General features: G+C 52.4%; 21 protein-coding genes. 12 read left to right on the top strand and 9 right to left on the bottom strand.

Annotated elements, in window-relative coordinates; genetic code table 11:
• The first annotated feature begins 115 nt into the window (after nt 1–115).
• The 3 genes from B9Z52_RS10770 (at nt 116) to B9Z52_RS10760 (ending at nt 1,404) form a co-directional block, all read left to right on the top strand.
• Complete coding sequence (locus B9Z52_RS10770) at nt 116–514, top strand: hypothetical protein (protein WP_146182834.1); 399 nt, start codon at nt 116–118, stop codon at nt 512–514.
• 246 nt (nt 515–760) lie between these two features.
• Nucleotides 761–1,051 carry a hypothetical protein gene (locus tag B9Z52_RS17635; protein WP_146182833.1) on the top strand — a complete coding sequence of 97 codons (291 nt, stop codon included), beginning with the start codon at nt 761–763 and terminating at the stop codon, nt 1,049–1,051.
• Nucleotides 1,048–1,404 carry a DUF6876 family protein gene (locus B9Z52_RS10760; RefSeq protein WP_108413829.1) on the top strand — a complete coding sequence of 119 codons (357 nt, stop codon included), beginning with the start codon at nt 1,048–1,050 and terminating at the stop codon, nt 1,402–1,404. Before B9Z52_RS17635 ends, B9Z52_RS10760 begins: the two co-directional genes overlap by 4 nt.
• 3 nt (nt 1,405–1,407) lie before the next feature.
• On the opposite strand, the gene B9Z52_RS17630 is transcribed toward B9Z52_RS10760, so the two are convergent.
• The gene (locus B9Z52_RS17630) at nt 1,408–3,159 is read right to left on the bottom strand and encodes a hypothetical protein (RefSeq protein WP_146182832.1); all 1,752 of its coding nucleotides are present in this window, start codon (nt 3,157–3,159) and stop codon (nt 1,408–1,410) included.
• A gap of 144 nt (nt 3,160–3,303) precedes the next feature.
• On the opposite strand from B9Z52_RS17630, the gene B9Z52_RS10745 reads away from it, so the two are divergent.
• Nucleotides 3,304–3,681, top strand: coding sequence for a hypothetical protein (locus tag B9Z52_RS10745; protein ID WP_146182831.1), 378 nt, complete (start codon nt 3,304–3,306; stop codon nt 3,679–3,681).
• A gap of 437 nt (nt 3,682–4,118) precedes the next feature.
• Here the strand turns inward: B9Z52_RS10745 and B9Z52_RS10740 are convergent, their stop codons facing one another.
• Entirely contained in the window at nt 4,119–5,339 is a 1,221-nt protein-coding gene (locus B9Z52_RS10740; RefSeq protein WP_146182830.1) for a hypothetical protein, read from the bottom strand.
• Nucleotides 5,340–6,139: 800 nt separating this feature from the next.
• Between B9Z52_RS10740 and B9Z52_RS17625 the strand changes: the two genes are divergently transcribed.
• Nucleotides 6,140–6,580: a glycine zipper 2TM domain-containing protein gene (locus B9Z52_RS17625; RefSeq protein WP_146182829.1), complete on the top strand. Its 441-nt coding sequence runs from the start codon at nt 6,140–6,142 to the stop codon at nt 6,578–6,580.
• On the opposite strand, the gene B9Z52_RS10730 is transcribed toward B9Z52_RS17625, so the two are convergent.
• Nucleotides 6,549–7,193: a TetR/AcrR family transcriptional regulator gene (locus B9Z52_RS10730; RefSeq protein ID WP_158270541.1), complete on the bottom strand. Its 645-nt coding sequence runs from the start codon at nt 7,191–7,193 to the stop codon at nt 6,549–6,551. The genes B9Z52_RS17625 and B9Z52_RS10730 overlap by 32 nt on opposite strands.
• Nucleotides 7,194–7,316: 123 nt before the next feature.
• Here B9Z52_RS10730 and B9Z52_RS10725 point away from each other — a divergent pair, with 123 nt between their 5' ends.
• The 5 genes from B9Z52_RS10725 to B9Z52_RS10705 all read left to right on the top strand — a co-directional run bounded on the left by B9Z52_RS10725 (nt 7,317) and on the right by B9Z52_RS10705 (nt 12,587).
• Nucleotides 7,317–9,257: a VCBS domain-containing protein gene (locus B9Z52_RS10725; RefSeq protein ID WP_108413822.1), complete on the top strand. Its 1,941-nt coding sequence runs from the start codon at nt 7,317–7,319 to the stop codon at nt 9,255–9,257.
• A 538-nt stretch (nt 9,258–9,795) separates the two neighbouring features.
• Nucleotides 9,796–10,176: a hypothetical protein gene (locus tag B9Z52_RS10720; RefSeq protein WP_146182827.1), complete on the top strand. Its 381-nt coding sequence runs from the start codon at nt 9,796–9,798 to the stop codon at nt 10,174–10,176.
• Nucleotides 10,177–10,323: 147 nt separating this feature from the next.
• The gene (locus tag B9Z52_RS10715) at nt 10,324–10,545 is read left to right on the top strand and encodes a TIGR02450 family Trp-rich protein (RefSeq protein WP_108413868.1); all 222 of its coding nucleotides are present in this window, start codon (nt 10,324–10,326) and stop codon (nt 10,543–10,545) included.
• A 286-nt stretch (nt 10,546–10,831) separates the two neighbouring features.
• Nucleotides 10,832–11,623 carry a dienelactone hydrolase family protein gene (locus B9Z52_RS10710; protein WP_158270539.1) on the top strand — a complete coding sequence of 264 codons (792 nt, stop codon included), beginning with the start codon at nt 10,832–10,834 and terminating at the stop codon, nt 11,621–11,623.
• Between the two features lie 25 nt (nt 11,624–11,648).
• Nucleotides 11,649–12,587: an SGNH/GDSL hydrolase family protein gene (locus B9Z52_RS10705; protein ID WP_108413819.1), complete on the top strand. Its 939-nt coding sequence runs from the start codon at nt 11,649–11,651 to the stop codon at nt 12,585–12,587.
• Nucleotides 12,588–12,799: 212 nt separating this feature from the next.
• Here B9Z52_RS10705 and B9Z52_RS10700 read toward each other — a convergent pair whose 3' ends face one another.
• From B9Z52_RS10700 to B9Z52_RS10685, 4 genes are all read right to left on the bottom strand, one after another.
• Nucleotides 12,800–13,336, bottom strand: coding sequence for an MgtC/SapB family protein (locus B9Z52_RS10700; protein ID WP_233251922.1), 537 nt, complete (start codon nt 13,334–13,336; stop codon nt 12,800–12,802).
• 348 nt (nt 13,337–13,684) lie between these two features.
• Nucleotides 13,685–14,338, bottom strand: coding sequence for a cupin domain-containing protein (locus B9Z52_RS10695; RefSeq protein WP_108413818.1), 654 nt, complete (start codon nt 14,336–14,338; stop codon nt 13,685–13,687).
• A gap of 271 nt (nt 14,339–14,609) precedes the next feature.
• The gene (locus B9Z52_RS10690) at nt 14,610–16,214 is read right to left on the bottom strand and encodes a glycosyltransferase family 39 protein (RefSeq protein WP_108413817.1); all 1,605 of its coding nucleotides are present in this window, start codon (nt 16,212–16,214) and stop codon (nt 14,610–14,612) included.
• A gap of 404 nt (nt 16,215–16,618) precedes the next feature.
• Nucleotides 16,619–17,530, bottom strand: coding sequence for an SDR family NAD(P)-dependent oxidoreductase (locus B9Z52_RS10685; RefSeq protein ID WP_108413816.1), 912 nt, complete (start codon nt 17,528–17,530; stop codon nt 16,619–16,621).
• Nucleotides 17,531–17,681: 151 nt separating this feature from the next.
• On the opposite strand from B9Z52_RS10685, the gene B9Z52_RS10680 reads away from it, so the two are divergent.
• Nucleotides 17,682–18,560: an NUDIX hydrolase gene (locus B9Z52_RS10680; protein ID WP_108413815.1), complete on the top strand. Its 879-nt coding sequence runs from the start codon at nt 17,682–17,684 to the stop codon at nt 18,558–18,560.
• Between the two features lie 65 nt (nt 18,561–18,625).
• A complete protein-coding gene (locus tag B9Z52_RS10675; protein WP_233251921.1) occupies nt 18,626–18,991 on the top strand; it encodes an Hpt domain-containing protein in 366 nt (121 codons plus the stop codon).
• 39 nt (nt 18,992–19,030) lie between these two features.
• On the opposite strand, the gene B9Z52_RS10670 is transcribed toward B9Z52_RS10675, so the two are convergent.
• Nucleotides 19,031–20,008, bottom strand: a complete 978-nt coding sequence (locus B9Z52_RS10670; protein WP_108413814.1) for a tRNA-dihydrouridine synthase — start codon at nt 20,006–20,008, stop codon at nt 19,031–19,033.
• Between the two features lie 37 nt (nt 20,009–20,045).
• Nucleotides 20,046–20,564, bottom strand: a complete 519-nt coding sequence (locus B9Z52_RS10665) for a GNAT family N-acetyltransferase (protein ID WP_108413813.1) — start codon at nt 20,562–20,564, stop codon at nt 20,046–20,048.
• Nucleotides 20,565–20,609 lie beyond the last annotated feature (45 nt).

Raw genomic sequence — 20,609 nt, 5'->3', positions numbered from 1 at the left:
ATGAGGAGTTGACTATGATCGAAAACAGATTGAATCACCGACCCAGAAAGCGGCTCGGATTCAAGACGCCCCACGAGGTGTTTCACGCCTCGTTAAACCGTGTTGCACCTCGTACTTGAATCCGCCTGACCAATGCATCATTTTGATGTGCAATCAAATTCCAAAATTTCTCCTTCTTGGACTTGGAGATAATGTTTTAGGAATTTATTGGATTAATAATGAAGAATGCTTTGCCAAAATTTCTCAAGTTAATAGCGCATTTTATAAGTATGAAACCTTCAAGGAGCTTTACCAAGAAGCCTTCGATGAATTTTCAGGTGTTAACAGCATTATTTCAGATATGAGTTACGAAGATGATGTGTTAATGAGTATTTCAGCTGATTTTCAAGATGATTTTTTAGATGTGCTTTCTTTCTCTCGCTTTGAAAAAATTTACTTTGAAGTTCCAAATGTACTCAAACGGATGACGAAGGCTCTTACTAATGCCGGTGAACTCACTCGCCATGATCTGTAAGTCTCGATATACACAAGGATTTCCCATGAGCACTTTTTTATAACAGCCAAAAATCTTAAGCAGCGTACATCAACCCAGCCCTACAGCCAAGCCAATGATCCATCCGGGCTTGAGGCTATTCGTGCCAGTTCACCACCGGCTGTAGGGCTTGTTTTCGGTATCCCGCCAGAGTGCCGGGCTATCGGTTGTCCATAACGCCACTCTGAAAACACACTGTGTCCATAGCAACCAAACAAGGACACCGCAATGGACACGAACACACAGGCCGAACTGATGGCACTTGAAGCAAAGTCGGTACGAGACAAAGCACGCAAACGCCTGCAATCAGCTATTAACACGCTTCAGCGTTCGATGTATGACTTGGAGTGCATTTTGGAAAAACTGGATGAAGCACAAGATGACTCCAAGCGTGCGCGGCATATGAACGCTGCGATCAATCACTTGGTCTGCAACATCCAGCCCAATCTGCGCATTGACCTGCTGGCCAACAGTCAAGCCGAGCTGGCAGTTCTGGCTGTACAGGGAGCAGCGGAATGAAGGATTTTGACCCTGCAGCACTGTCCCAATTTACGGGCACTGAGCGCTACTACCGCATTGCGCCCAAGTTCCTGATAACGGACGGCGTGAAATACTTGGCTGAAAATGCGGGCTGCTACTGGCTGTTGGATGCTGCTGTGAGTCACCTTGCACAGCTGGGCACTGCAGATTGGTTTGTGCTGGTCAGGCTTGAGGTGCAGGATGGTGCTGCGGTGCTGACACTTGAGGATGGGAATGGCCGAGTGCACCGCAAGCAGGCCATCCCTTACACCGACTTCCCTGCACCCCAACAGGTCTTGTATGCCTGCTGGGATGGTCAGCATTGGGTGCTGATGCTGACTGGGGAGTATTGAGGCTTAGTAGCAACTAGGGCAAGTAGGTGCCCAAATATATTTCGTCTCTAACATCCCTGGACGATTAGGCATATGCCCCGACAGATGAATGCTTTTGTAATATGGATCAACTGGGTCGACTACAGAGAAATTTGTTATCCCGGTTCCACTCTTAAGAATCAATTTCCATTCATCACTTAAAGTCGTCAAGCTTGTCGAGTGAATACCCAACTCAGAAACTACACCGCTTCCAGCTACCCATTCAAGACTTGGGTAAGAAATTGCACCAGATAAAATTGAGTAATTAACGACAGATGGCAATACTGCTTGAGAAACCTCCAATTCAGTGTATGCAGGCGCCGTTGATCTAGTATAAATTACTCCAATTGAATTGACATTACCTGACAATGGTGCAACATCACTAGAGAAAAATGTGATTTTTATCGGATTAGAGTTATCTGCAAACAAATTTACATTTGGATTTGGAATCATCTTTAAGTAGTTATTTGCAGAAACCCCATCAATATTGAATATACCTTTAGCAGCACCACCAATATTCGTTAAAGTAGCAAGGTTTTCACAAACATCCGCCAAGTTACATACATCTAAACGAGCCGATTTAATTCTAACTTGTCCTATATCATTATTGGCAAAATTCCAATCGTCATGTGCCCCTACATATATCTCCAATCCAGCAAATTTTGTCACCGCGTTTTGCAATAAAGAATCAACCCTAATTGTTGTTTTAATAGCTGGTTGAATAACTATTTCAAATGGATGCTGATTTCCTACCAATACACATTTATCAAAAAAATTATCCTTCTTCACCGTCAAAGCATAGTCAGTTATATATTCATTAGAATTAGCATTGCCCAACTGTATGCTAAATTGCAAATTTCCATTACTATCCAGACCTGCAAATATTGGCATCGACACACTAAATCCACTTACAGAAATCTGAAGAAATTCATTCATGAATAGATCCTTATTCCTGCCTGACTCCAAAAACTGAGCGTCATATAGAGATGAATTTGTTGTGAGTTGCTGGCTTGTTAATCCGTTTAAGAAATTAGAGCACATAGCAATAGGCAGGGTATTCATCTGTGCAATAGCATTCGAGTCAAAGGGAATAGCTAAAATGGACAACGGATCTACCTGTGTAATGACTCCTGTCATTTTGTTAATAATACTGATTGTTCCAGTGCTTGAAAGCTGAATTCCAATCGAATCCAATACCAAATCTAATCCGGTATGGTCTGTTGAAAATGTCTTAGATAAGAAATCAGTTGCATTGCTTTGACTTGTCGCCGCTAGCAAGGCGCTAAACAGTGTTGCAGTCTGAGTCCTAGCAGTGCTCAACGCAGCATCACTAATTGGAGTTGTGATCGTGGAGGGATGGCCACCTGCTGCCAATGTTAGTAGCGTGGTAGTTATGGGATTAACAGGAATACCGACTTGATCCACAGACTTTATATATCCATAATAAGTCCACTGTTTATTCGCAGATGTAGCTTTAACAACAGCTGGCAGCTTTGTTCCAGAAGGAATCGTAAATTTTCCATCTGTATCTGCAGTAATAATGACTTCTGCATTGCTACCTGATGGTAATGGCTGGATGCTAATCGATGCGTTTGCCATCGCAGCACCAATTGCAGCACTTCCTGCATTTGTGGCAAATACCGCACTGGAGCCATTGGTGGCCCCATTAGTGCTTCCGCCCCCTCCACAGCCCGCCAATGCCAAAATCGAAATTACTATTAGACTTTTGAAGTTCATATCAACTCAATTCAATTAATGATATGAACAGCATAATTGGTATGAAATCCATAAGTCTATCGAAATTAACTGCAAAGATTGCAGGCAATATTGGTAGGAATTTTCGTGCTCTGAAAATAAGCTGCTGCTATCCAGTAGTAGCAGATGAGCAGCAGCACAGATTTAATCAATGCATTCCACTTCCCACATTGCGTCATCAGCATTCGCAATTGGGAGGATGCACATTTGCCGCTCAGTCAAAGCCGCATTGCTTTTGACCTCTTTATGCTGATTGGCCACAGTGCCCACGATGACCAGCCTTTGACCCTCAAACAACTGTTCAACTCACTCAAATACAGTGAACGCGGCATTCGCTATGTGCTCGAACAGTTCATTGACGGGGGCTGGTGTGAGGTTGTTGGTCAGACGGAGGACCGCCGATTTCGGCTCATAGTTGCCACACAAAGGCTCATCGACAAGCTTCGTGAGTACGAGCAAGTTGTCTTGACCAAATACAGCGCGGCACTGATCGAGCAGTCATAGCGACTGCACCTTTATTGTGTTGCGTAATGCATACACAGTGCCCCCAAATCCGGCCATCGCCCACGCTTCAAATCAGCCCTGCAACCCCTCTGACAAGTTTTCCGGGCTTGAGGCTATCCGCGCCAAGTAGTCACTGCTTGTAGGCCTTGCTTTCCTAAAGAAAGGATCAGCTGCGCTGAGCGTCGATTTGATTGACGCTTGTGTTGACGTTTAAAACGACACTTGGTGTGCGGCGCTCAAATCAACCCTACAGCGCGAGATCGCAGCACCTCGCTGGTTCTGGGTGCTGGTTGGCCTGATCGCAGCTTGTAGGGCTTGCTGCAAAGTCTCATTTTGAGAGTTCGATAACGAACATTACCTAGCAACTTGATAGAAACAAGCGTCAAGGCAATCGACACATGACTTGACGTTTTAAACGACACCCATTGCCCAATCCCTCAAGTGCGCTTTCCCTGCAGCAAGTCGATGTTCATCTCGGCGGTCAAGTTGCTGGCATAGAACCGCTCAATCATCTCCACCGAAGTGCGTGCATTACGTGCCAGTGTCAGCAGATCAATCTTCCCCCCATACAACAGCCTGAATGTCATGGCTGTGTGCCGCAGGCTGTAGATGGTTCGTGTTTGGCCGTTGGCCGCATTGGCCTCGATGCCCGCCAGACTTTGCAGATACATGAACTGCCAGCCGTAAGCCACCAACAGCCATTTCCGGTCCTGCAAGTCGGGCAAGAACACGTAGTCATCTGGCATTCCATAGCCCTCTGCCTTTTGCTTGGCCAGCAGCCGTTCATAAACGAACACTGCGGGCTGCAGCGTCACGATGGGTTTGTCGTGCTTCTTGGTTTCGGGCAGGTTCAGTCTCAAGTAGATGTGTCGGCCCCGAACGATGGTCACGTGCTTGTGTTTGAGGAACTTGATGTCACCGGGTCTCATGAAGCCATTGACCATGAAACGGATGAGCCAATGTAAATCCGCATTGATCACGCCGTGCCGTTCAAGAATCTCACTGCTGCTGCGGTATTTTTTGGAAAACGCTTGGGGCACGGGTTGGCCGATGCGCTGCCGAGCCAAACGCACAAGGTCTCTGTATTCGGCAACTGTAAAACTGCCACGAGGCTTGTCGGCGACTTTGATGACCGGGAACTTGGGAAGATTCTGGATGATGTTATTGCCGTGTGCGTGCGCAAACACCTTGCGTATGGCCACCATGTGCTGATGCACTGTTGTGGCAGTCAAATCCCTGTTGCTCATCATCTCCATAAAAGCCGACAACTCTTTGTAGCCAATTTGGTCCATGCTCATATCGCCAAAGTAAGGCAGGATGCTGTTGTGCATGCGTTGCAAAAAGATGGGGATGTTGGCTGCAGCGAACTCGCCTCGCTTGACCCTGCCTTGCAAGCCTTGGACAACGGCTGGCAGGAGGTCGGCAAACTTGGGGCTCCGATCGCTGCGTGCCTGAATCCTGTCGGCATACAGCTCAGCAGTCTTGATGTGGAAGAACTGCTTGGCCTGACTGATGGCCGCTTGCTTGTTTGTTGTCTTGAGGCTTTGTGTGTAGGTCCTGCCTTTTAGAAAACAACGCACTTGCCAATACCTGCTGGCCATGGTCTTGAAAATGCGCAACTTTGAGGGGTAGTTGGCAATGGGCGTGATGGACGCCAAGATGGGCAGTGTGCGATGTCGTGGCGGGAGATACTGGGTGTCGTTTGCTGCCTGCTGTTTTTCCAATTCCTGCATAGCCACAAGCGTAGTTTCGGCCACGCGGTCAGGGCAACCTGAATTTGAAATTTGTAGCTAACCTGGCGGTGTAGCGTGGGGCACGCTGCCAATCAGGCTCTAAAACGGTCCAACACACTGCCGTCAACCAGCCACTGCCCAGCGTCAAAAGTCTTTACGCTTGTGCCATTGCCCAAGCCATTCACCACCCATAAAAAGTAGCACACCGAAAGGTTAGCTACAAATGCGAAAAAACAATGGCTGGTGAATGGCACAGGGACTGGAACACCTGAACTGCGAACACTGGAACGCCCTGCACTACACAATGGCCAAGCTTCAACAGGCATAAACTACCCAGAATGAAGCTACTACGGACGGTGACTGGCACGCTGCGGAATGTTAGAAGCACAGTTTTTTTAATACTTTGATACGCTTAAAACTGGAGCAGCTACTACGCCATGGCGGTGATTGAATTGGCAGAAGCTGTGGCGCGGGAATTCAAGAACACGCCTTGACGAGTCAAAATTCAGCTTAACTTACTCATTTTTCACTTGGCCCAAAGTTTCATTTGACAAGTCAGAGGCAGCATTCATCTATTCCAATTTGCAAATCAAAAATATATCGCCGGTTTAGCACTCCTGAGCATCAGCACACTGGCCTCGGCACAAGAAGTTGACAAAGTGATTTCCTCAGCACAAGTCATTTAGCAAGTATCAGTGCCACGCCAAGTTTTCTCACAAGAGCAAGTGGCCGTCCGACAAAACAAGAACGGCGCTGACGGCGTGTTGGGCAATCAAATTGGCGGAGGAAGTGGCGAGGCGACAGCGACAGCAACAGCACTGGGCATCTTCGGTGGCGCGATTTTGGGCAACAACATTGAGGGTGCACCACCCGCACAAACGCAGACCGTCCAAAACTGCACGACTCAGAACATCATTGAAAACTGGGTGACGGGCTACAACGTCACATACAAGTTCAACGGCAAAGTAATACAACGTGCAGCTGCGACGCGATCATGGCCTGACCATCTGAATTTGAAAGCGATCAGAAAGCCCTTGAATTTGCCATCAGCGAAATCAATGCAATTGGCATTGTGGATTTCATCGAGAGCCCGCCTGCTACTCTTCATATCTGCCATGCATCATCTCAAGTGCTTTAAAAAACTTGCTGTATCAAACGGTGGATGAGCGCGGTCCAGTCCTCTTGGTTCATCTGTTCATTAACGATGTCATCAACAATCATGCCCAAGGTATAGGCTTGAATCAGTACTGCTGCACTGCGAGAGTCGACCCCCTTGAACATCCAGCCACGGTTCTGCGCTTCACGAATAAGGTCTGTGATTGCGTCGGTCAATCTTTGCTGCTCGCAAGCTAGCGCTGCGGCCAACCTAGGGTTGTCCTCGCCAAAGACAATGAGCCTTGCACGCTGGAAACGGATAGCCCGTAATGATTTTTTCTGGGTTGCATCTGTGACCTTGGTCAACTCGCTGAGCATGTCTTCACGGTTGCGGGCGTTTTCGAGGATTTGCGCAAACTTCACCAAGCTTTTGTCGACCAAGGCCGCAAATGACTGCACCAGTGCCACCTCTAGCAATTCAGAGACGTCGTCAAAGTGGTAATAAAGCGAACCACGCGAAATGCCGCTGAGCTCTAGCACCATCTGCGCCGTGATGTTCTGAGGCAAATTTGTGGCCAGCAGTTGCACTGTGGCCGCCAAAAGCTTGTCACGCGTTGGGTGCGAACCACTCTTGGTCGAGACCGTATGAGGTTTGAGTGTGCTGATCTTTTTTGCTGTTGCCATGCTGTAGTTATACAACATAGTTTTTTAATAAATAAATATCCAAAAAAGTAATCTTCATCGTTGGCATGAAAAAATTAGACATCATGTCTATACTAGATGTACAAAATTCAACAGAGATTCGCCATGCCTAGCAGCAACAGAAACAAGACCACCACCAACGGAAACGATGTCTACAGCTCCAGCGATGCTTGGATTGACGGCCTGGCTGGCAATGACTGGCTCGCGGGAGCCGCTACTGCACAAACTCTGATTGGCGGCCTCGGTAACGACACCCTTCGAGGTATGGGCGGTGATGACATCCTTTGGGGCAACACCACCAACCGTGCAGCACCAGCCTCAAGCAAAGGGAACGATGTATTTGTTTTTGAAGCTACGCGCCAAGCAAACGGATTTGACACGTTGATGGACTACCACTGGTCTGACAATAAGAAATCAGAGCGTGATGTGCTAGACCTAAGTCTGGCACTCAAGAACTTCAAGCCGCAAAACGACATCCACCAATACGTTTGGCTGGTTGCCAGCGATAAGGGTGCCGTTCTGTGGATTGATCAGGACGGCCAGGGCAGTGGGGGAGCCCAGTCGTGGGCACGTCTGGAAGGCGTAATCGCAGGTGACAAGGTGCGCATCCAGATCAAGAGCGATCACAGCGAAGGTGACTACACATTGGACGTGCATCCCGGCGGCCCAGTCGCACCGCCGCCCGACAGCACTGCCCCGTCCTTCACATCGGCCACAGAATCACTGAACTACCAAGAAAATCAAAGTGCCGGTGCCACCGTGGCGACCATCACCGCAGCCAGTGACAACCTTGGCGTGACGCAATACATGTTCGTGCACTCGAACACCACCCACTCAGCCACCTCGGAAGACGGGTACTTCAGCATCAACGCTAGCGGCCAGGTTCAGATCACCGCTGCTGGTGCAGCTGCACATGTCAACAATTTTGAAGCAGGCGCATCCAACGCTCATGACTACAACATCGTGGCAGGCGACCTGGCAGGCAACTGGTCAACGGCAGTGGCCGTTACCCTCAATGAAACCAACGACACCAGTGACGACGCATCAGCCTTGTCACTCTGGGTCGCCCAATCGGGTGACAACATCTGGAATGCAGCCGGTACAGCCATCATCACGGCCACCGACTACATCATGATCAACAAATTCCCAGATGGCACCGCATACCACTTCTTTGTGAATGGCACAGAACTAGGCACCCCAACTGAACTGCAATTTGGCCAAAGCAGCACCGTTGCTGTCTGGGATGACGATACTCAGTTCCGAGCTGGCGATGTGGTCAAGGTTGTAGCCACATTCAATGGCATCGACTACAGCTCAGAAGTGATCGCAAGTGGAGACAATGTCGGCGCTCCATTACCCGACAGCACTGCCCCGTCCTTCACATCGGCCACAGAATCACTGGACTACCAAGAAAATCAAAGTGCCGGTGCCACCGTGGCGACCATCACCGCAGCCAGTGACAACCTTGGCGTGACGCAATACATGTTCGTGCACTCGAACACCACCCACTCAGCCACCTCGGAAGACGGGTACTTCAGCATCAACGCTAGCGGCCAGGTTCAGATCACCGCTGCTGGTGCAGCTGCACATGTCAACAATTTTGAAGCAGGCGCATCCAACGCTCATGACTACAACATCGTGGCAGGCGACCTGGCAGGCAACTGGTCAACGGCAGTGGCCGTTACCCTCAATGAAACCAACGACACCAGTGACGACGCATCAGCCTTGTCACTCTGGGTCGCCCAATCGGGTGACAACATCTGGAATGCAGCCGGTACAGCCATCATCACGGCCACCGACTACATCATGATCAACAAATTCCCGGATGGCACCGCATACCACTTCTTTGTGAATGGCACAGAACTAGGCACCCCAACTGAACTGCAATTTGGCCAAAGCAGCACCGTTGCTGTCTGGGATGACGATACTCAGTTCGGCGCTGGCGATTTGGTCACAGTTGTTGCTACCCTCAACGGTATCGATTACACGAGTAGCATCATCGCTAGCGGAGATACTGTGGGCACCCATTCGGTGATACCTGCCTGAATTGCAGCTGTATAAGCCCAGTCTGTACAGCAAGTTGTGAAATATTGATGCGCAGAAAGCGTCAATTCAGCAGGTTCTGGGCACGCTGCCCATAGTGCTATTGAACGGTCCAGCAGACAGCCGTGAATCAGCCACTGCACAGCGTCAAAAATCGTTACGCTTTTGGCACTGCCAAAGCCATTTGCCGACCATTCAAACTAGCACACCGAAAGGTTAGCTACAAATGCGAAAAAACAATGGCTGGCGAATGGCACAGGGAATGGAACACTTGAGCTGCGTGCTGTGGAGTGCCCTGCCCTGTGCAATGGCTAAGCTGCGTGACACTCGAACTACCCAGAACGAAGCTACTACGGACGGTGTCTGGCGCCCTGCGGCATGTTGAGAGAACCGTATTTTTAAACGCTTTAATACGCTTTAAACTGGATTGGTTATTACGCCATGGTGGTCATCGAGCTGGCAGAAGCTGTGGCGCGGGAAATCAAGAACACACCTTGACCTTCAACCCAATACCGATTGAAAGTCGGCATACAGTTGAGGAATGAATTTCACTGTTCGTGCTTCTCAATTTCGGATTGGCTTCATGGCTGGCTTCATGGCTGGCTTACTGGCCATGGCCATGGCCATGTCTGCCCAAACCGCCCATGCGACCAGCTTGTTTGGTGACCATTCTTGCCAGTCCTGGCAGGGCCTTGGCTACGGCGAAAAGCGGGCATGGACGAATGCCTTTTTAGCACCGTTGAGTTTGACGCTCAAGGGGCTTCAAAAAAGCAAAGAAGACAAATACAACGACGATCCCAAGGCCTATGAGCCCGCCATCATCGGCATTGATGCGTTTTGCCAAAAGCATCCGGAGTTGGGCGCAGCCGATGGTGCGGGCCGCTATCTGAAAAAGTTGTTTGACATGCCGCCAACTGGATGATCAGACAGCACACCAGCCTTTGAGTTTCTCCATAATTCAGCTTGATTTCATGCGCATTGAAACTCATCGCGGCGGCATTGCAGAGGTTTTCCAACTGCAGTCGGTCGCCAAGCATGCCCACAAATACCCTAGACAACCATGAACCCCCTGAACCCCCTGAACCCCAAAAAACTGTTGCTGAGCAAATGGACTGCCGTCAAACCTGCGGCCAAGCAAAAGCACTTTTTGATCAGCCGAGTGATTCAGCCTGAACTGCCCACCGACCCCATTGAGTTGGTGGAAATCGAAGCGGTATTTTCCAAGGCGGTGCAGGTGATTGCTTGGCGGGAATTGCAAGATGACAGCGTTTGGAGGCAAGGTTGGGTTTGATTTTTCATCGTCACCACATGTCACGAAGAAATCTGCGCATTGGTGACACCGCCTAGACCAAGGCACTCACAAAATCAAATGCACAAGCAGGAGACAAGCCATGAATCAATCCTTTAGAAAATGGATTTTGTGCGTTGGGCTTTGGGCCTTGTGTAGCGTAGCCACACAAGCGCAACCGACCGTCAGCCCCTCCGTACCCGCCCGAATCGAGGTGCACCCACTCGCAACACAAACACTCACGGGCGATGAGTTTTTAAAAGGAACGAACAAAGGGCAGTCACATCTTTTGGCTGCCGAGTTGCGAATTCCGCAAGGCCAAAAAGCCAAATTTCCCGCTGTTGTCTTGGTTCATGGCAGCGGCGGCATCAGCGGCAGTATGGACTTGTGGGTGCATGCGCTGAACCAGGCGGGCATTGCCACATTCGTCATCGATACCTTTTCAGGGCGGGGCGTCACCAGCACCGTTCAAGACCAAACCTTGCTGCACAGTTTGGCGATGATGGTGGATGCTTATCGCGGCTTGGATTTGCTGGCCAAGCATCCCCGCATTGAACCTTCCAAAATCTCCATCATGGGCTTTTCCAAAGGGGCAGTGGCATCGGTTTTTTCAGCCTCCACTCGTTTCAAAGCGATGTATGGCAGCTCGGCCAAGTTTGCCTCACACATTGGGCTCTACACCCCCTGCAACACGCGCTTCATGGGTGACACAGATTTGACGGGTTCACCCATGCGGTTTTTTCATGGCACCACAGACGACTATGTCAACGTGGTGCCTTGCCGCGCCTATGTGGCAGAGCTCAAGGCCAAGGGGGTCGACATCAGCCTGACCGAGTTTGCCAACACACAACATGGCTACGACAGCCCACTTGCCCCGGAGAAGTTGGCCGTGCCATCAGCGCAAAGCACACGCAATTGCCAGTTCATTGAAAAATCAAAGGGCGAATTGTTCAATGCACAAAGTGGCATCCCTTTCAGCTACAGCGACCCTTGTCTGGCCCTGGGCGCGCACGTAGGTCACAACCCCGACTCCACGGCAAAAACAGTCAAGGGTGTCGTTGAGTTTTTACAGTCTCTTTGATGCACATCTCTGCAGAAAGCACATCATGAAATTTCATCCCATTGCCGCCGCGCTGTTGTCGTCTTCACTTGTGTGCATTGCGCCCGTTGCGCAGGCCGCCACCAGCGTGCTTTTTATTGGCAACAGTTTCACCTACGGTCACGGATCGGCAGTTCGTTTTTACCGTGCCGATACGGTCCGTGATTTGAACCGTGAAGGCCAAGGTGGTGTACCTGCCTTGTTCAAGTCTTTCACGCAACAAGTGGGGCTGGACTATGACGTCGCCATTGAAACCCGAGGCGGGACTGGCATTGACTGGCATGTGCTCAATCGATTGAGTGTGATCACGCAACAACCATGGGACATGGTGGTGGCCCATGGCTTTAGCACTTTGGATGCTAAAAAACCGGGCAATCCAGATCAGTTGGTGAAAACTGCTTTGGAGTTGGCGCAGGCCTTACAAGCCAAAAACCCCAAGGCCGATTTACGTTTAGAGGCGACGTTTCCAAGAGCCGATGAAACTTACGGACCGAAAGGGGCTTGGTATGGCAAGACGATTGGCGACATGGCCAAGGATGTCAGGGCAGGCTATGACTTGGCAGCCAAATCGAGTCCGGTGATCAAAGGTGTGATTCCAGTGGGCGAAGCCTGGGTCCGCGCGATGGACGCAGGGGTGGCTGACAACAACTCCTTGGATGGTATTGACCCAGGCAAGTTGAATTTATGGACCTATGACCACTACCACGCCAGCGTGGCGGGTTACTACCTCAAGGGCTTGGTGGTGTTTGGTGCATTGACTTTGCAAGACCCCCGTGCGTTGGGTGGCAATGAGTGCTCAGGTTTTGAATTGGGATTGTCGGTCCCGCAGATCAAAGCGTTGCAGCAAGTGGCTTATGAACAGTTGAAGTTGTCTTACCCTGTCAAAACGGCACCTCTGGAAAATCTGGCCGTCGAAACACCACAACGTTGTTTGCCTGCCCGCTAAACAGTCGTCCCTGCAAAACCAAATGACGCACGAAGAAAAATCATCACCAACCTACCTCTGTCGCCTTTGCTGTCAGTACGAGCTCCAGAACTTGGCAAGGTCATCATTGCCGATGGCTACCACCGACTTTGCGCTGTATATGCTTTGAACGAAGATGCATTGATCCCATGCAAGATCGTCTGATCAGGTGCTCACGGCACCCTGTGCTTTTTTCATGGCCGATCTTCCTCATCTGCATTTCTTGGATCATGGTTCATCAATTTTCCGATTTTCTGTTCAAGCCAATTCCCCATCAGCAGAGATAGGCCAACTGCAGTCAATGCCATGAAGGGCATGATGAACAAGCCCCGGCCAAAAGCAGCGCCCAACACTGTAGTCGTCCAAATACTGGCGGCCGTGGTTAGGCCTTGAATGCGCTTGCCTCGAGCGTTGTGCATGATCACACCGGCTCCTAAAAAGCCTATACCGGCCAAAATTCCTTGCACCACTCGGCTGCTAGCCTCCAGTGCCGCCGTAACTTGACCATCAAAACCATTACCTGGCAAAACAGCCATGACAGCTGTAGCTGAACCAATAGCCACTAAGGCATGGGTTTTTACACCGGCTGATTTGTGATGCAACCAACGGTTTAGGCCGAGACAAATACCCGCCAGTGCAGCGCATGCCACACGCATCAAAATCTCAACAGGATCGTTCATACGTGCAATCATCTGGGATACAACAAATACTCTCAAGGCTTCAAAGATCATAACGAATCTTGATTACCTCTTGTGAAGCACCAGGCTTCAAGGCTACGAATCGTCATGCGGATGATCTTGCCGCGATAGACGATCTAGAACCCCTAACAGGCTTAACAGCGGGTATGGCTCAGATGGTCAGCATTGGGGCTGATGCTGACCGGGAAGTATTGACGTCTTGACAACAACGTGTGGAGGCAGGTACCCAAATATATGGGGGCTCCGGCATTCCAAGTCGACCGTTGCTGCACCATGGCGGTGATTGACGTGGCCGAGGCGGTGGCGCGTGAGGTCAAGAACACACCTTGATCCTTGAGGCAAACCAACACTGAGCGGCTGTCGCCGGACACTTCATCTGAATCAACTCCACAGATGACCCGTCTTCACAAAAATGGTGCACCCCTCTTTGCTGAAGGGTTGGTGCAAGCTCATGTGGGGACTCCTGATCCATGAGCCGGCCGGATAGCGGCCATGCTCATCTTCAAACACGCCATCGACCACGAAAATCTCTTCGCCTCCATAGTGTCTGTGTGGGTTGAAATAGGTTTGAGGCGCCCACCTGACCAAAGTCGATCCACTGCCTTGTTGCATGAGCGGCATGACGTTCAGTCCTGGCACCAGTCCTTGAAACCACGGCGCTGTTGCCGTGTTCACCACCTCTCGCTCCACTTGATCTGTCCCCAGGTGGCGCAGCTTCACAAAAAGAATGCAGCCTGTTTGGCTATGGGGTGCATGAGAAGAGCTAGGCGGATTCATGATGTAGGTGCCAGCGGGATAGTCGCCCGTCTCATCACTGAAAACCCCATCCAACACCAAGATCTCTTCACCCCACTCATGGGTGTGGGTTTGGAATTGAGATCCGGGTTGATAGCGAACAATGGAAGTAGCTTTGGCGACCTCGTCGCCTGTGCGCTCAAGCATCCGCCGCTCAACCCCTGATGCCGGGCTGGAAATCCAAGGCAAATCATGGTGATTGATCACGACCCTTTGGCTGTAGTCAGCGTTGATATCCATGGATGACATTTCATAAGTTTTGGAAACACACCAAAGCATAACAAGCAAATGTTATGGCGATACTGCCTGACCTGCTGTCACTGAGTCGGGCCAACAAATTGGCCCTAGGTGCTGGTGGCGTGAATCAATTGGAGGGTGCCATTCGAGCCCACGAGAATTTTGTCGAATACGTGCCCCTCGGGTTGATCTTGCCCAGAAGACACCATGGCTTGGAACACGGCTTCGGCTGGCAGGCACACCACTGCGGCCACCGTGGATGCGCAACTGCACATCAGTTTCCAATTCGCCGATCACGCCTGTTCATCATTGGCGACTGGCATGTCTGCAGGACGGCGTTAACTGTGGATGGCCCCGTCAAATCGACCGCTAGGCTGTAGCCTGAACGCCAGAGCCACCACGAAGTTCCTTTGTAAACAACGTCCCATAAATGAGGCGTTTTTTGCAATTGGAACCCTGCTGGCGTCACCAACCAGCTCTGTCCGTCTTGTTGTACCGTGTTTAAAGACTGCACCTCTTGGAGCACTTGACCTGCAAGAGGATCGAAGTCAGCACCTTCAAAAAATATTCGTCGCCAGTCGTCAACTGCGGTCTTTCTTGCAATAGCCCAATCTTGAACAATCAAAATCGGCTGTTGCAAGTTGCTTTCAAACGAAAGGTCGTGAGGGAAGTCTCCAGCGACATAGACGCGATCACCACTGTAGAAATTGCAATGCAGAACATGCGCGACGTCCAAGCTGGCATCCTTCAGACTGTTGTACCGAGCCAGAAAATTGGCACCTACAGCAGTCAATGCACTCAAAGCACAGACAGACCAAAACCAAATCGCGCTTGCTTTTGTGTTTGCCGTGATTCGCTCCCAGCTGTCAACAACCAACAGCGCCACTGGTGGAATGGCGGGCAAAATATATCCCACCAGTTTGGATTGAGGTATTGAAAAGAAAAGCAAAATGACCAGAAACCAAATCCAAGGCAGCGCGGTCCATCGGTCAATTTGGATGCACCGGACATTTTCAAAATTGAACCCGGCTTTTAGTCGATTGATCAAATCCCAGGCAACAAGAAAAAACCATGGAAACATGAAGATGGCAATGACTGGCAGATAAAACCACCAAGGCTGTGGATTGTTGAAATGAGTACCTTTGAAGCGCGCAAAGTGCTGCTCAATGATGAAGTAATTCAAAAAATCCGGAAATTGACTTTGAACCCGGACCAACCAAGGCAGTGCAACACCGAAAAACAATAACAATCCACTGCACCACGGAAAGTCCAACAGCCTGCGAATTTGGCCGGTGACAAGCAACCAAGTGAAAATCACCAGCCCGGGCAAAGCAACGCCGATCAAGCCTTTGCTGAGAAATCCGAAACCACAGGCTACAAACCCCAGTCTGGCCAAGAATAAATTTGTCTTTTCTTGTGACTGAAAAGCCAACGCAAAGAGACCTGTAGCAACAGTCATCCATGTTGCCACTAAGAAATCGTGATTTAGGAACTGGCCCCCAATTAAAAATCCAACACTGCAGCCCAATACAAGAACCACTTTTCGTGCAAAGTTCTCTCCCCTGATTTGTCTTACCCCCAAGTAGAGACAAACCAGCATGACCAAGGCGTGTCCCGCAACGACCAGCCTTGCTGTCCACACGTGAACACCAGTGAAATGGAACACTGCCGCTTGAAGCCAATACAACAAAGGCGGTTTATGAAAAAATGGGATCCCGTTAAGCTTGGGGATGAGCCAGTCACCTGACATGAACATCCAGCGACCCACGTCACCATAACGGCCTTCATCTGGAAGAGACAATGGCCTGATGGCGGCAAGAATCAGTAACACAAGCCAAATACTGCCAATCGCCACCCAAGACTTTTTACGCTCGTCCATAGATCTTTCTGATTTTTAAAGCCCAACCCATCCCATGGGAACAATGTATCGCATGCGTCAAAATCATTTGGCTCGTTGCCTCATGACCGTGCTGGCGCAGGCAACGGTGGTCGCGCAAGAACTCAAAACAATGCACTGAATACACATGCTGTCAGTTCAAGGATAAGGCTTTGCTCAAAGTCAGCTTGAGGTCAACACCCAAACATCACAAAGTCAAATCACCTCCACCCTCGATTCTCATGCCTGAAATGGTGGTGGAGCGCAACGCACCGACCATTGAAATGGCCGTAGTCCCTCCGCATTCAGCTGTCGTGGCCATGCAGGAGTTCAATTTCCGTTATGAGTGAGGCCTCATCTGCTGCAAACGATGTGCGCCGCTCGAGACCTGAGGATTGCGCAACCTGTCATTGGCCGTGCGCTGTCATGGCCTTGCCTACTTCCAGCGTGCCTTGCGCAGCGCCTGACAATGGCACGGTCTCACCTTGCCGATCGGTCACTTGAGCCAAGGCTGCCGCCAGGCGCTCAGGCGTATCAGGGGTCAGGCCCAAGTGCACGCCTTGGGTCAAGGTGATGTGGGCCACTTCAAAGCTGCCTGCGCCTGCACAGATGATGGTGCGGTTGGGCGCGTCCTCGCTGGCCATGACCAGCATGGCGGGCACCACGGCCTGGGGCTCCAGGGCTTTGAGCACGGCTTCGGGCATCAGGCCTTCGGTCATGCGGGTGGCGGCGGTGGGGGCCAGGCAGTTGACGCGGATGTTGTTCTTCTCACCTTCGATCGACAGGGTCTGCATCAGGCCCGCCAGCGCCATCTTGGCCGCGCCGTAATTGGCCTGGCCAAAGTTGCCATACAGGCCGCTGGATGACGTGGTCATGACGATGCGGCCATAGTTTTGTGCCTGCATGATGGGCCAGACGGCCTTGGAGCAATGCACCGCGCCCATCAGGTGCACATCGACCACCAGACGGAAGTCGGCCAAGTCCATCTTGGCAAAGCTCTTGTCGCGCAGGATGCCCGCGTTGTTGACCAGAATGTCGACCCGGCCCCACGTGTCCATGGTCTGCTGGACCATGGCCTGCACGGCAGCAAAGTCGGTCACCGATGCGCCGTTGACGATGGCCTCACCACCGGCAGCGCGGATTTCATCGACCACGGCCTGCGCGGCGGACACCGAGCCGCCCACGCCGTGCACATCACCGCCCAGGTCGTTGACGACGACTTTGGCCCCACGGGCGGCCAGCGCCAGCGCGTGTTGTTTGCCCAAGCCGCCGCCTGCGCCTGTGACGATGGCCACGCGGCCTTTGAAATCGATGTTCATGAAAATCTTCCTTGTGAAATGCTGGGGTTCAGTCGGTGACAGGTCTGCTCACAGCCATCTGCTAATCTGAAGCCATGAACACACGCCTGTTTGCAGACCACTGTAAATCAGCCCGAGCTCTGCCTCTGTTACCCGCTTGACACCCTGCCCCATGGAACTGAACACCGACATCATCACCACGCCCCCTGCAGACGCCGCCACCGTCGTTTTGCTGCGCGACACGGCCAATGGCCTGCAGGTTTTGCTGCTCAGGCGTCATCAGGCCTCCAATGTGTTGGGCGGGGCCTATGTCTTTCCAGGCGGCAAGCTGGACGCAGCCGATCAGCATCCTGATATCTTGTCGCGTTTGAGCCAAGGCAGTGAGCACCTGCATGCGCGGCTGGCAGAGCCCGAATTGCCCCATGCCAAAGCGGGCGGCCTGTTTGTGGCGGCGATGCGCGAAGCCTTTGAAGAATGCCGCGTCTTGCTCGGCCAGACCGAAAATGGCAGCGCCGACTTGAGCGCCCTGCAAACGAGCCTGGCCAGCGGTCAAAGTTGGTCTGAGGCTTTGCAAGCCCACGCCTTGACACTGAAAACCGAAGCCCTGGTGCCTTGGACCCGTTGGATCACGCCCAAGCAGGCCTCGGTGACCAACAAGCGCTTTGACACCCGTTTTTTCATCACGCAAGTGCCTGCGGACCAAACCGCTCGCCACGACGAGCACGAAACCACCGAAACCCTGTGGATCGGCCCGCGCGAAGCCCTGCTGCGTTATTGGAACCATGAGATCGAGCTGGCCCCGCCACAAATCATGAGTCTGGTTCACCTGTCTCGGCATGCCCATGCCCAAAGCGCTCTGGCCGAAGCCCGAAACCGCAAACCGCCGGTGGTGCAGCCCGAGCCTTTTGACCAGGACGGCATCCGGACCATCTGCTACCCAGGCGACCCACGGCACTCGATAGCCGCGCCCGCCTTCCCCGGACCCAGCCGTTTGATGTTCAAAAACAAACGCTTCGAGCCCGAATTGGGACTGGCCGCATTGCTTGACTAGAATACGGACTTCAAACGTTTCATTTTGTAACGTCCATTTAAGCCTTAAAACTTCACCCATCCTGTATGAGCAAGTCTGCCGCCCCCATCTATCTGTCCGTTGAAAGGGCCATGGAATTCATCGGGGACGCCAATGGGGTACTGAGCTTGCTCAAAACCTTGCAGCAAACCCTGAGCACAGATTTGCCCCGAATCATTGAGTTGCTGAACAAAGATGATGTCCATGGTGCCCACCGGGTGTTACACCAGCTCAAAGGTTTTACACCTGTTTTTTGCGTAGACAGCTTGGTGGAACGCGTGGTCGCACTTGAGCAATTGAGCAAGCATGGCGAGCCCGCCGAAGTGCGCAGCGCTTATGGCCAACTGGCCCCGCAACTTGAACAGTTGCGCACCGAAGTGGCCCAGCACTTGGCGCTGAACCCCATCGCCTGAACCTACGGGTGCGGCCTGCAGGCTGCACGCCCCTGTGCATCAAACGGCGGGCGCCATCATTTCCTGACGCGCCAGCCACTGCGCCATCAGCGCAGGATCGTGGATCAGACGCAACGCATCAAACGCCTGCTGCGCCTCGGGGTAAACCTTGCGCAGGTAATTGAGCCACTGCTTGAGGCGCCCTGAGCGGTGTCGGGGTGCCACCCGCAGGCTGACCCCCACCCAAAACAACTGCAGCAAACCAGCGATCACCGGCCAAGGTACGGCGCGGCCTTCTTCGCCCTCGGACAGGCCCGCATCGTGTCTCGCAATGGCCAGCGCCAACCCGGGGTCCGACACCATGCCGCGCCCGATCATCAAACGGTCACACCCGGTCACTTCACGACAGCGCAAAGCGTCGGCCACCGTCCAAATTTCGCCATTGGCCACCATGGGCAAGCGCACATGCTGGCGCAAGTCGGCAATGCGGTCCCAATACGCCGGGGGCCGGTAGCCATGGGCCTTGGTGCGGGCATGCACCACCAGATCGCTGGCGCCAGCCGCCTCGATGGCCTGGGCGCAGTCTTCGGCGCGGCTGTCGTCGTTGAAGCCCAAACGCATCTTGGCCGATACAGGAATGTGCGCGGGCACCGCCTGGCGCACGGCCGCCACGATTTGCCCCACCAGCTCGGGCTCGTCCAGCAAGACCGCCCCACCCCGGTGCTGGTTCACGGTCTTGGCAGGGCAGCCAAAGTTCAGGTCAATGCCATACGGCTCCAGCTCGGCCAAAGCCGCCGCATTGTCGGCCAGGCAGATCGGGTCAGAGCCCAGCAATTGCACCCGCACCGGCACGCCCGCCACGGTGCGGCTGTTGTTGAGCAACTCGGGTGCCACCCGGATGAAGGCCCTGCGCGGCAAAACCGTGTTGGTCACCCGGATGAACTCGGTCACGCACAAGTCCACCCCGCCCACCCGCGTGAGCATGTCGCGCAGCGTGTGGTCAAGCAGGCCCTCCATGGGCGCCAAAAGGAGTCTCATAAGTCGGGAAACCTCAACGGCGCGGCGGCTGAGTGCTTCAGCCCAGCTTGCGCTTGAGGCGGACTTCTTCCACCTTCACGCCGCCCAAGGGCACGGTGCGGGCGGTGTTCATCTCGCGCTTGAAGCCCGCCAATTCGTGAAAGCGCAGGGTCTGCTCGTGCAGCAAAGGCAACCACACGGTCACATCGGTGCAGTCTTCGTCCTGCAGGCCTTCACGGGCGGCATCCCACAGGGCCAGTCCCACGCCTTGGCCGATGCGCTCGGGCGCAGCATAGATGGCCCAGATCTCGCCAGTGGTGTTTTTGGATTTCGGATCGCGCGAGCGGTCAAAGCCCACAAAGCCCACGATGTCCTTGCCGTCCAACGCCACCATCACCTGGGGTTCGCCGTATTCAATGGCTTCTTTCCAGAACGTCACGCGCTTGGCCATGGGCGTGGCGGCCCAATGCTCGTCAGGCACCTGACCGGCATAGGCCATGCGGCAAGCGTTCAGGTGCAGGGCGGCCACTGCGGCAGCGTCTTGTTGGGTGGCAAATCGGACTTGGATATCGGACATGTTCTTGGAATTCGAAAGGGTCACAAAGCGCTTGGCGTGGCCTGC

It is taken from the genome of Limnohabitans sp. Jir72 (genome assembly GCF_003063575.1).
GTDB lineage: Bacteria > Pseudomonadota > Gammaproteobacteria > Burkholderiales > Burkholderiaceae_C > Limnohabitans_A.
This window is presented reverse-complemented; position numbering and strand designations above follow the sequence as displayed.

What these genes read in the sequence shown, in the direction of transcription:
- B9Z52_RS10695 (WP_108413818.1), bottom strand. Translation starts at nt 14,338, where the DNA reads ATGGATATCAACGCTGACTACAGCCAAAGGGTCGTGATCAATCACCAT.
- B9Z52_RS10760 (WP_108413829.1), top strand. Translation starts at nt 1,048, where the DNA reads ATGAAGGATTTTGACCCTGCAGCACTGTCCCAATTTACGGGCACTGAG.
- B9Z52_RS10745 (WP_146182831.1), top strand. Translation starts at nt 3,304, where the DNA reads ATGAGCAGCAGCACAGATTTAATCAATGCATTCCACTTCCCACATTGC.
- B9Z52_RS10685 (WP_108413816.1), bottom strand. Translation starts at nt 17,530, where the DNA reads ATGAACATCGATTTCAAAGGCCGCGTGGCCATCGTCACAGGCGCAGGC.
- B9Z52_RS10700 (WP_233251922.1), bottom strand. Translation starts at nt 13,336, where the DNA reads ATGATCTTTGAAGCCTTGAGAGTATTTGTTGTATCCCAGATGATTGCA.
- B9Z52_RS10725 (WP_108413822.1), top strand. Translation starts at nt 7,317, where the DNA reads ATGCCTAGCAGCAACAGAAACAAGACCACCACCAACGGAAACGATGTC.
- B9Z52_RS17635 (WP_146182833.1), top strand. Translation starts at nt 761, where the DNA reads ATGGACACGAACACACAGGCCGAACTGATGGCACTTGAAGCAAAGTCG.
- B9Z52_RS10720 (WP_146182827.1), top strand. Translation starts at nt 9,796, where the DNA reads ATGAATTTCACTGTTCGTGCTTCTCAATTTCGGATTGGCTTCATGGCT.
- B9Z52_RS10670 (WP_108413814.1), bottom strand. Translation starts at nt 20,008, where the DNA reads ATGAGACTCCTTTTGGCGCCCATGGAGGGCCTGCTTGACCACACGCTG.
- B9Z52_RS10690 (WP_108413817.1), bottom strand. Translation starts at nt 16,214, where the DNA reads ATGGACGAGCGTAAAAAGTCTTGGGTGGCGATTGGCAGTATTTGGCTT.
- B9Z52_RS10665 (WP_108413813.1), bottom strand. Translation starts at nt 20,564, where the DNA reads ATGTCCGATATCCAAGTCCGATTTGCCACCCAACAAGACGCTGCCGCA.
- B9Z52_RS10730 (WP_158270541.1), bottom strand. Translation starts at nt 7,193, where the DNA reads ATGGCAACAGCAAAAAAGATCAGCACACTCAAACCTCATACGGTCTCG.
- B9Z52_RS10680 (WP_108413815.1), top strand. Translation starts at nt 17,682, where the DNA reads ATGGAACTGAACACCGACATCATCACCACGCCCCCTGCAGACGCCGCC.
- B9Z52_RS17630 (WP_146182832.1), bottom strand. Translation starts at nt 3,159, where the DNA reads ATGAACTTCAAAAGTCTAATAGTAATTTCGATTTTGGCATTGGCGGGC.
- B9Z52_RS10675 (WP_233251921.1), top strand. Translation starts at nt 18,626, where the DNA reads ATGAGCAAGTCTGCCGCCCCCATCTATCTGTCCGTTGAAAGGGCCATG.
- B9Z52_RS10705 (WP_108413819.1), top strand. Translation starts at nt 11,649, where the DNA reads ATGAAATTTCATCCCATTGCCGCCGCGCTGTTGTCGTCTTCACTTGTG.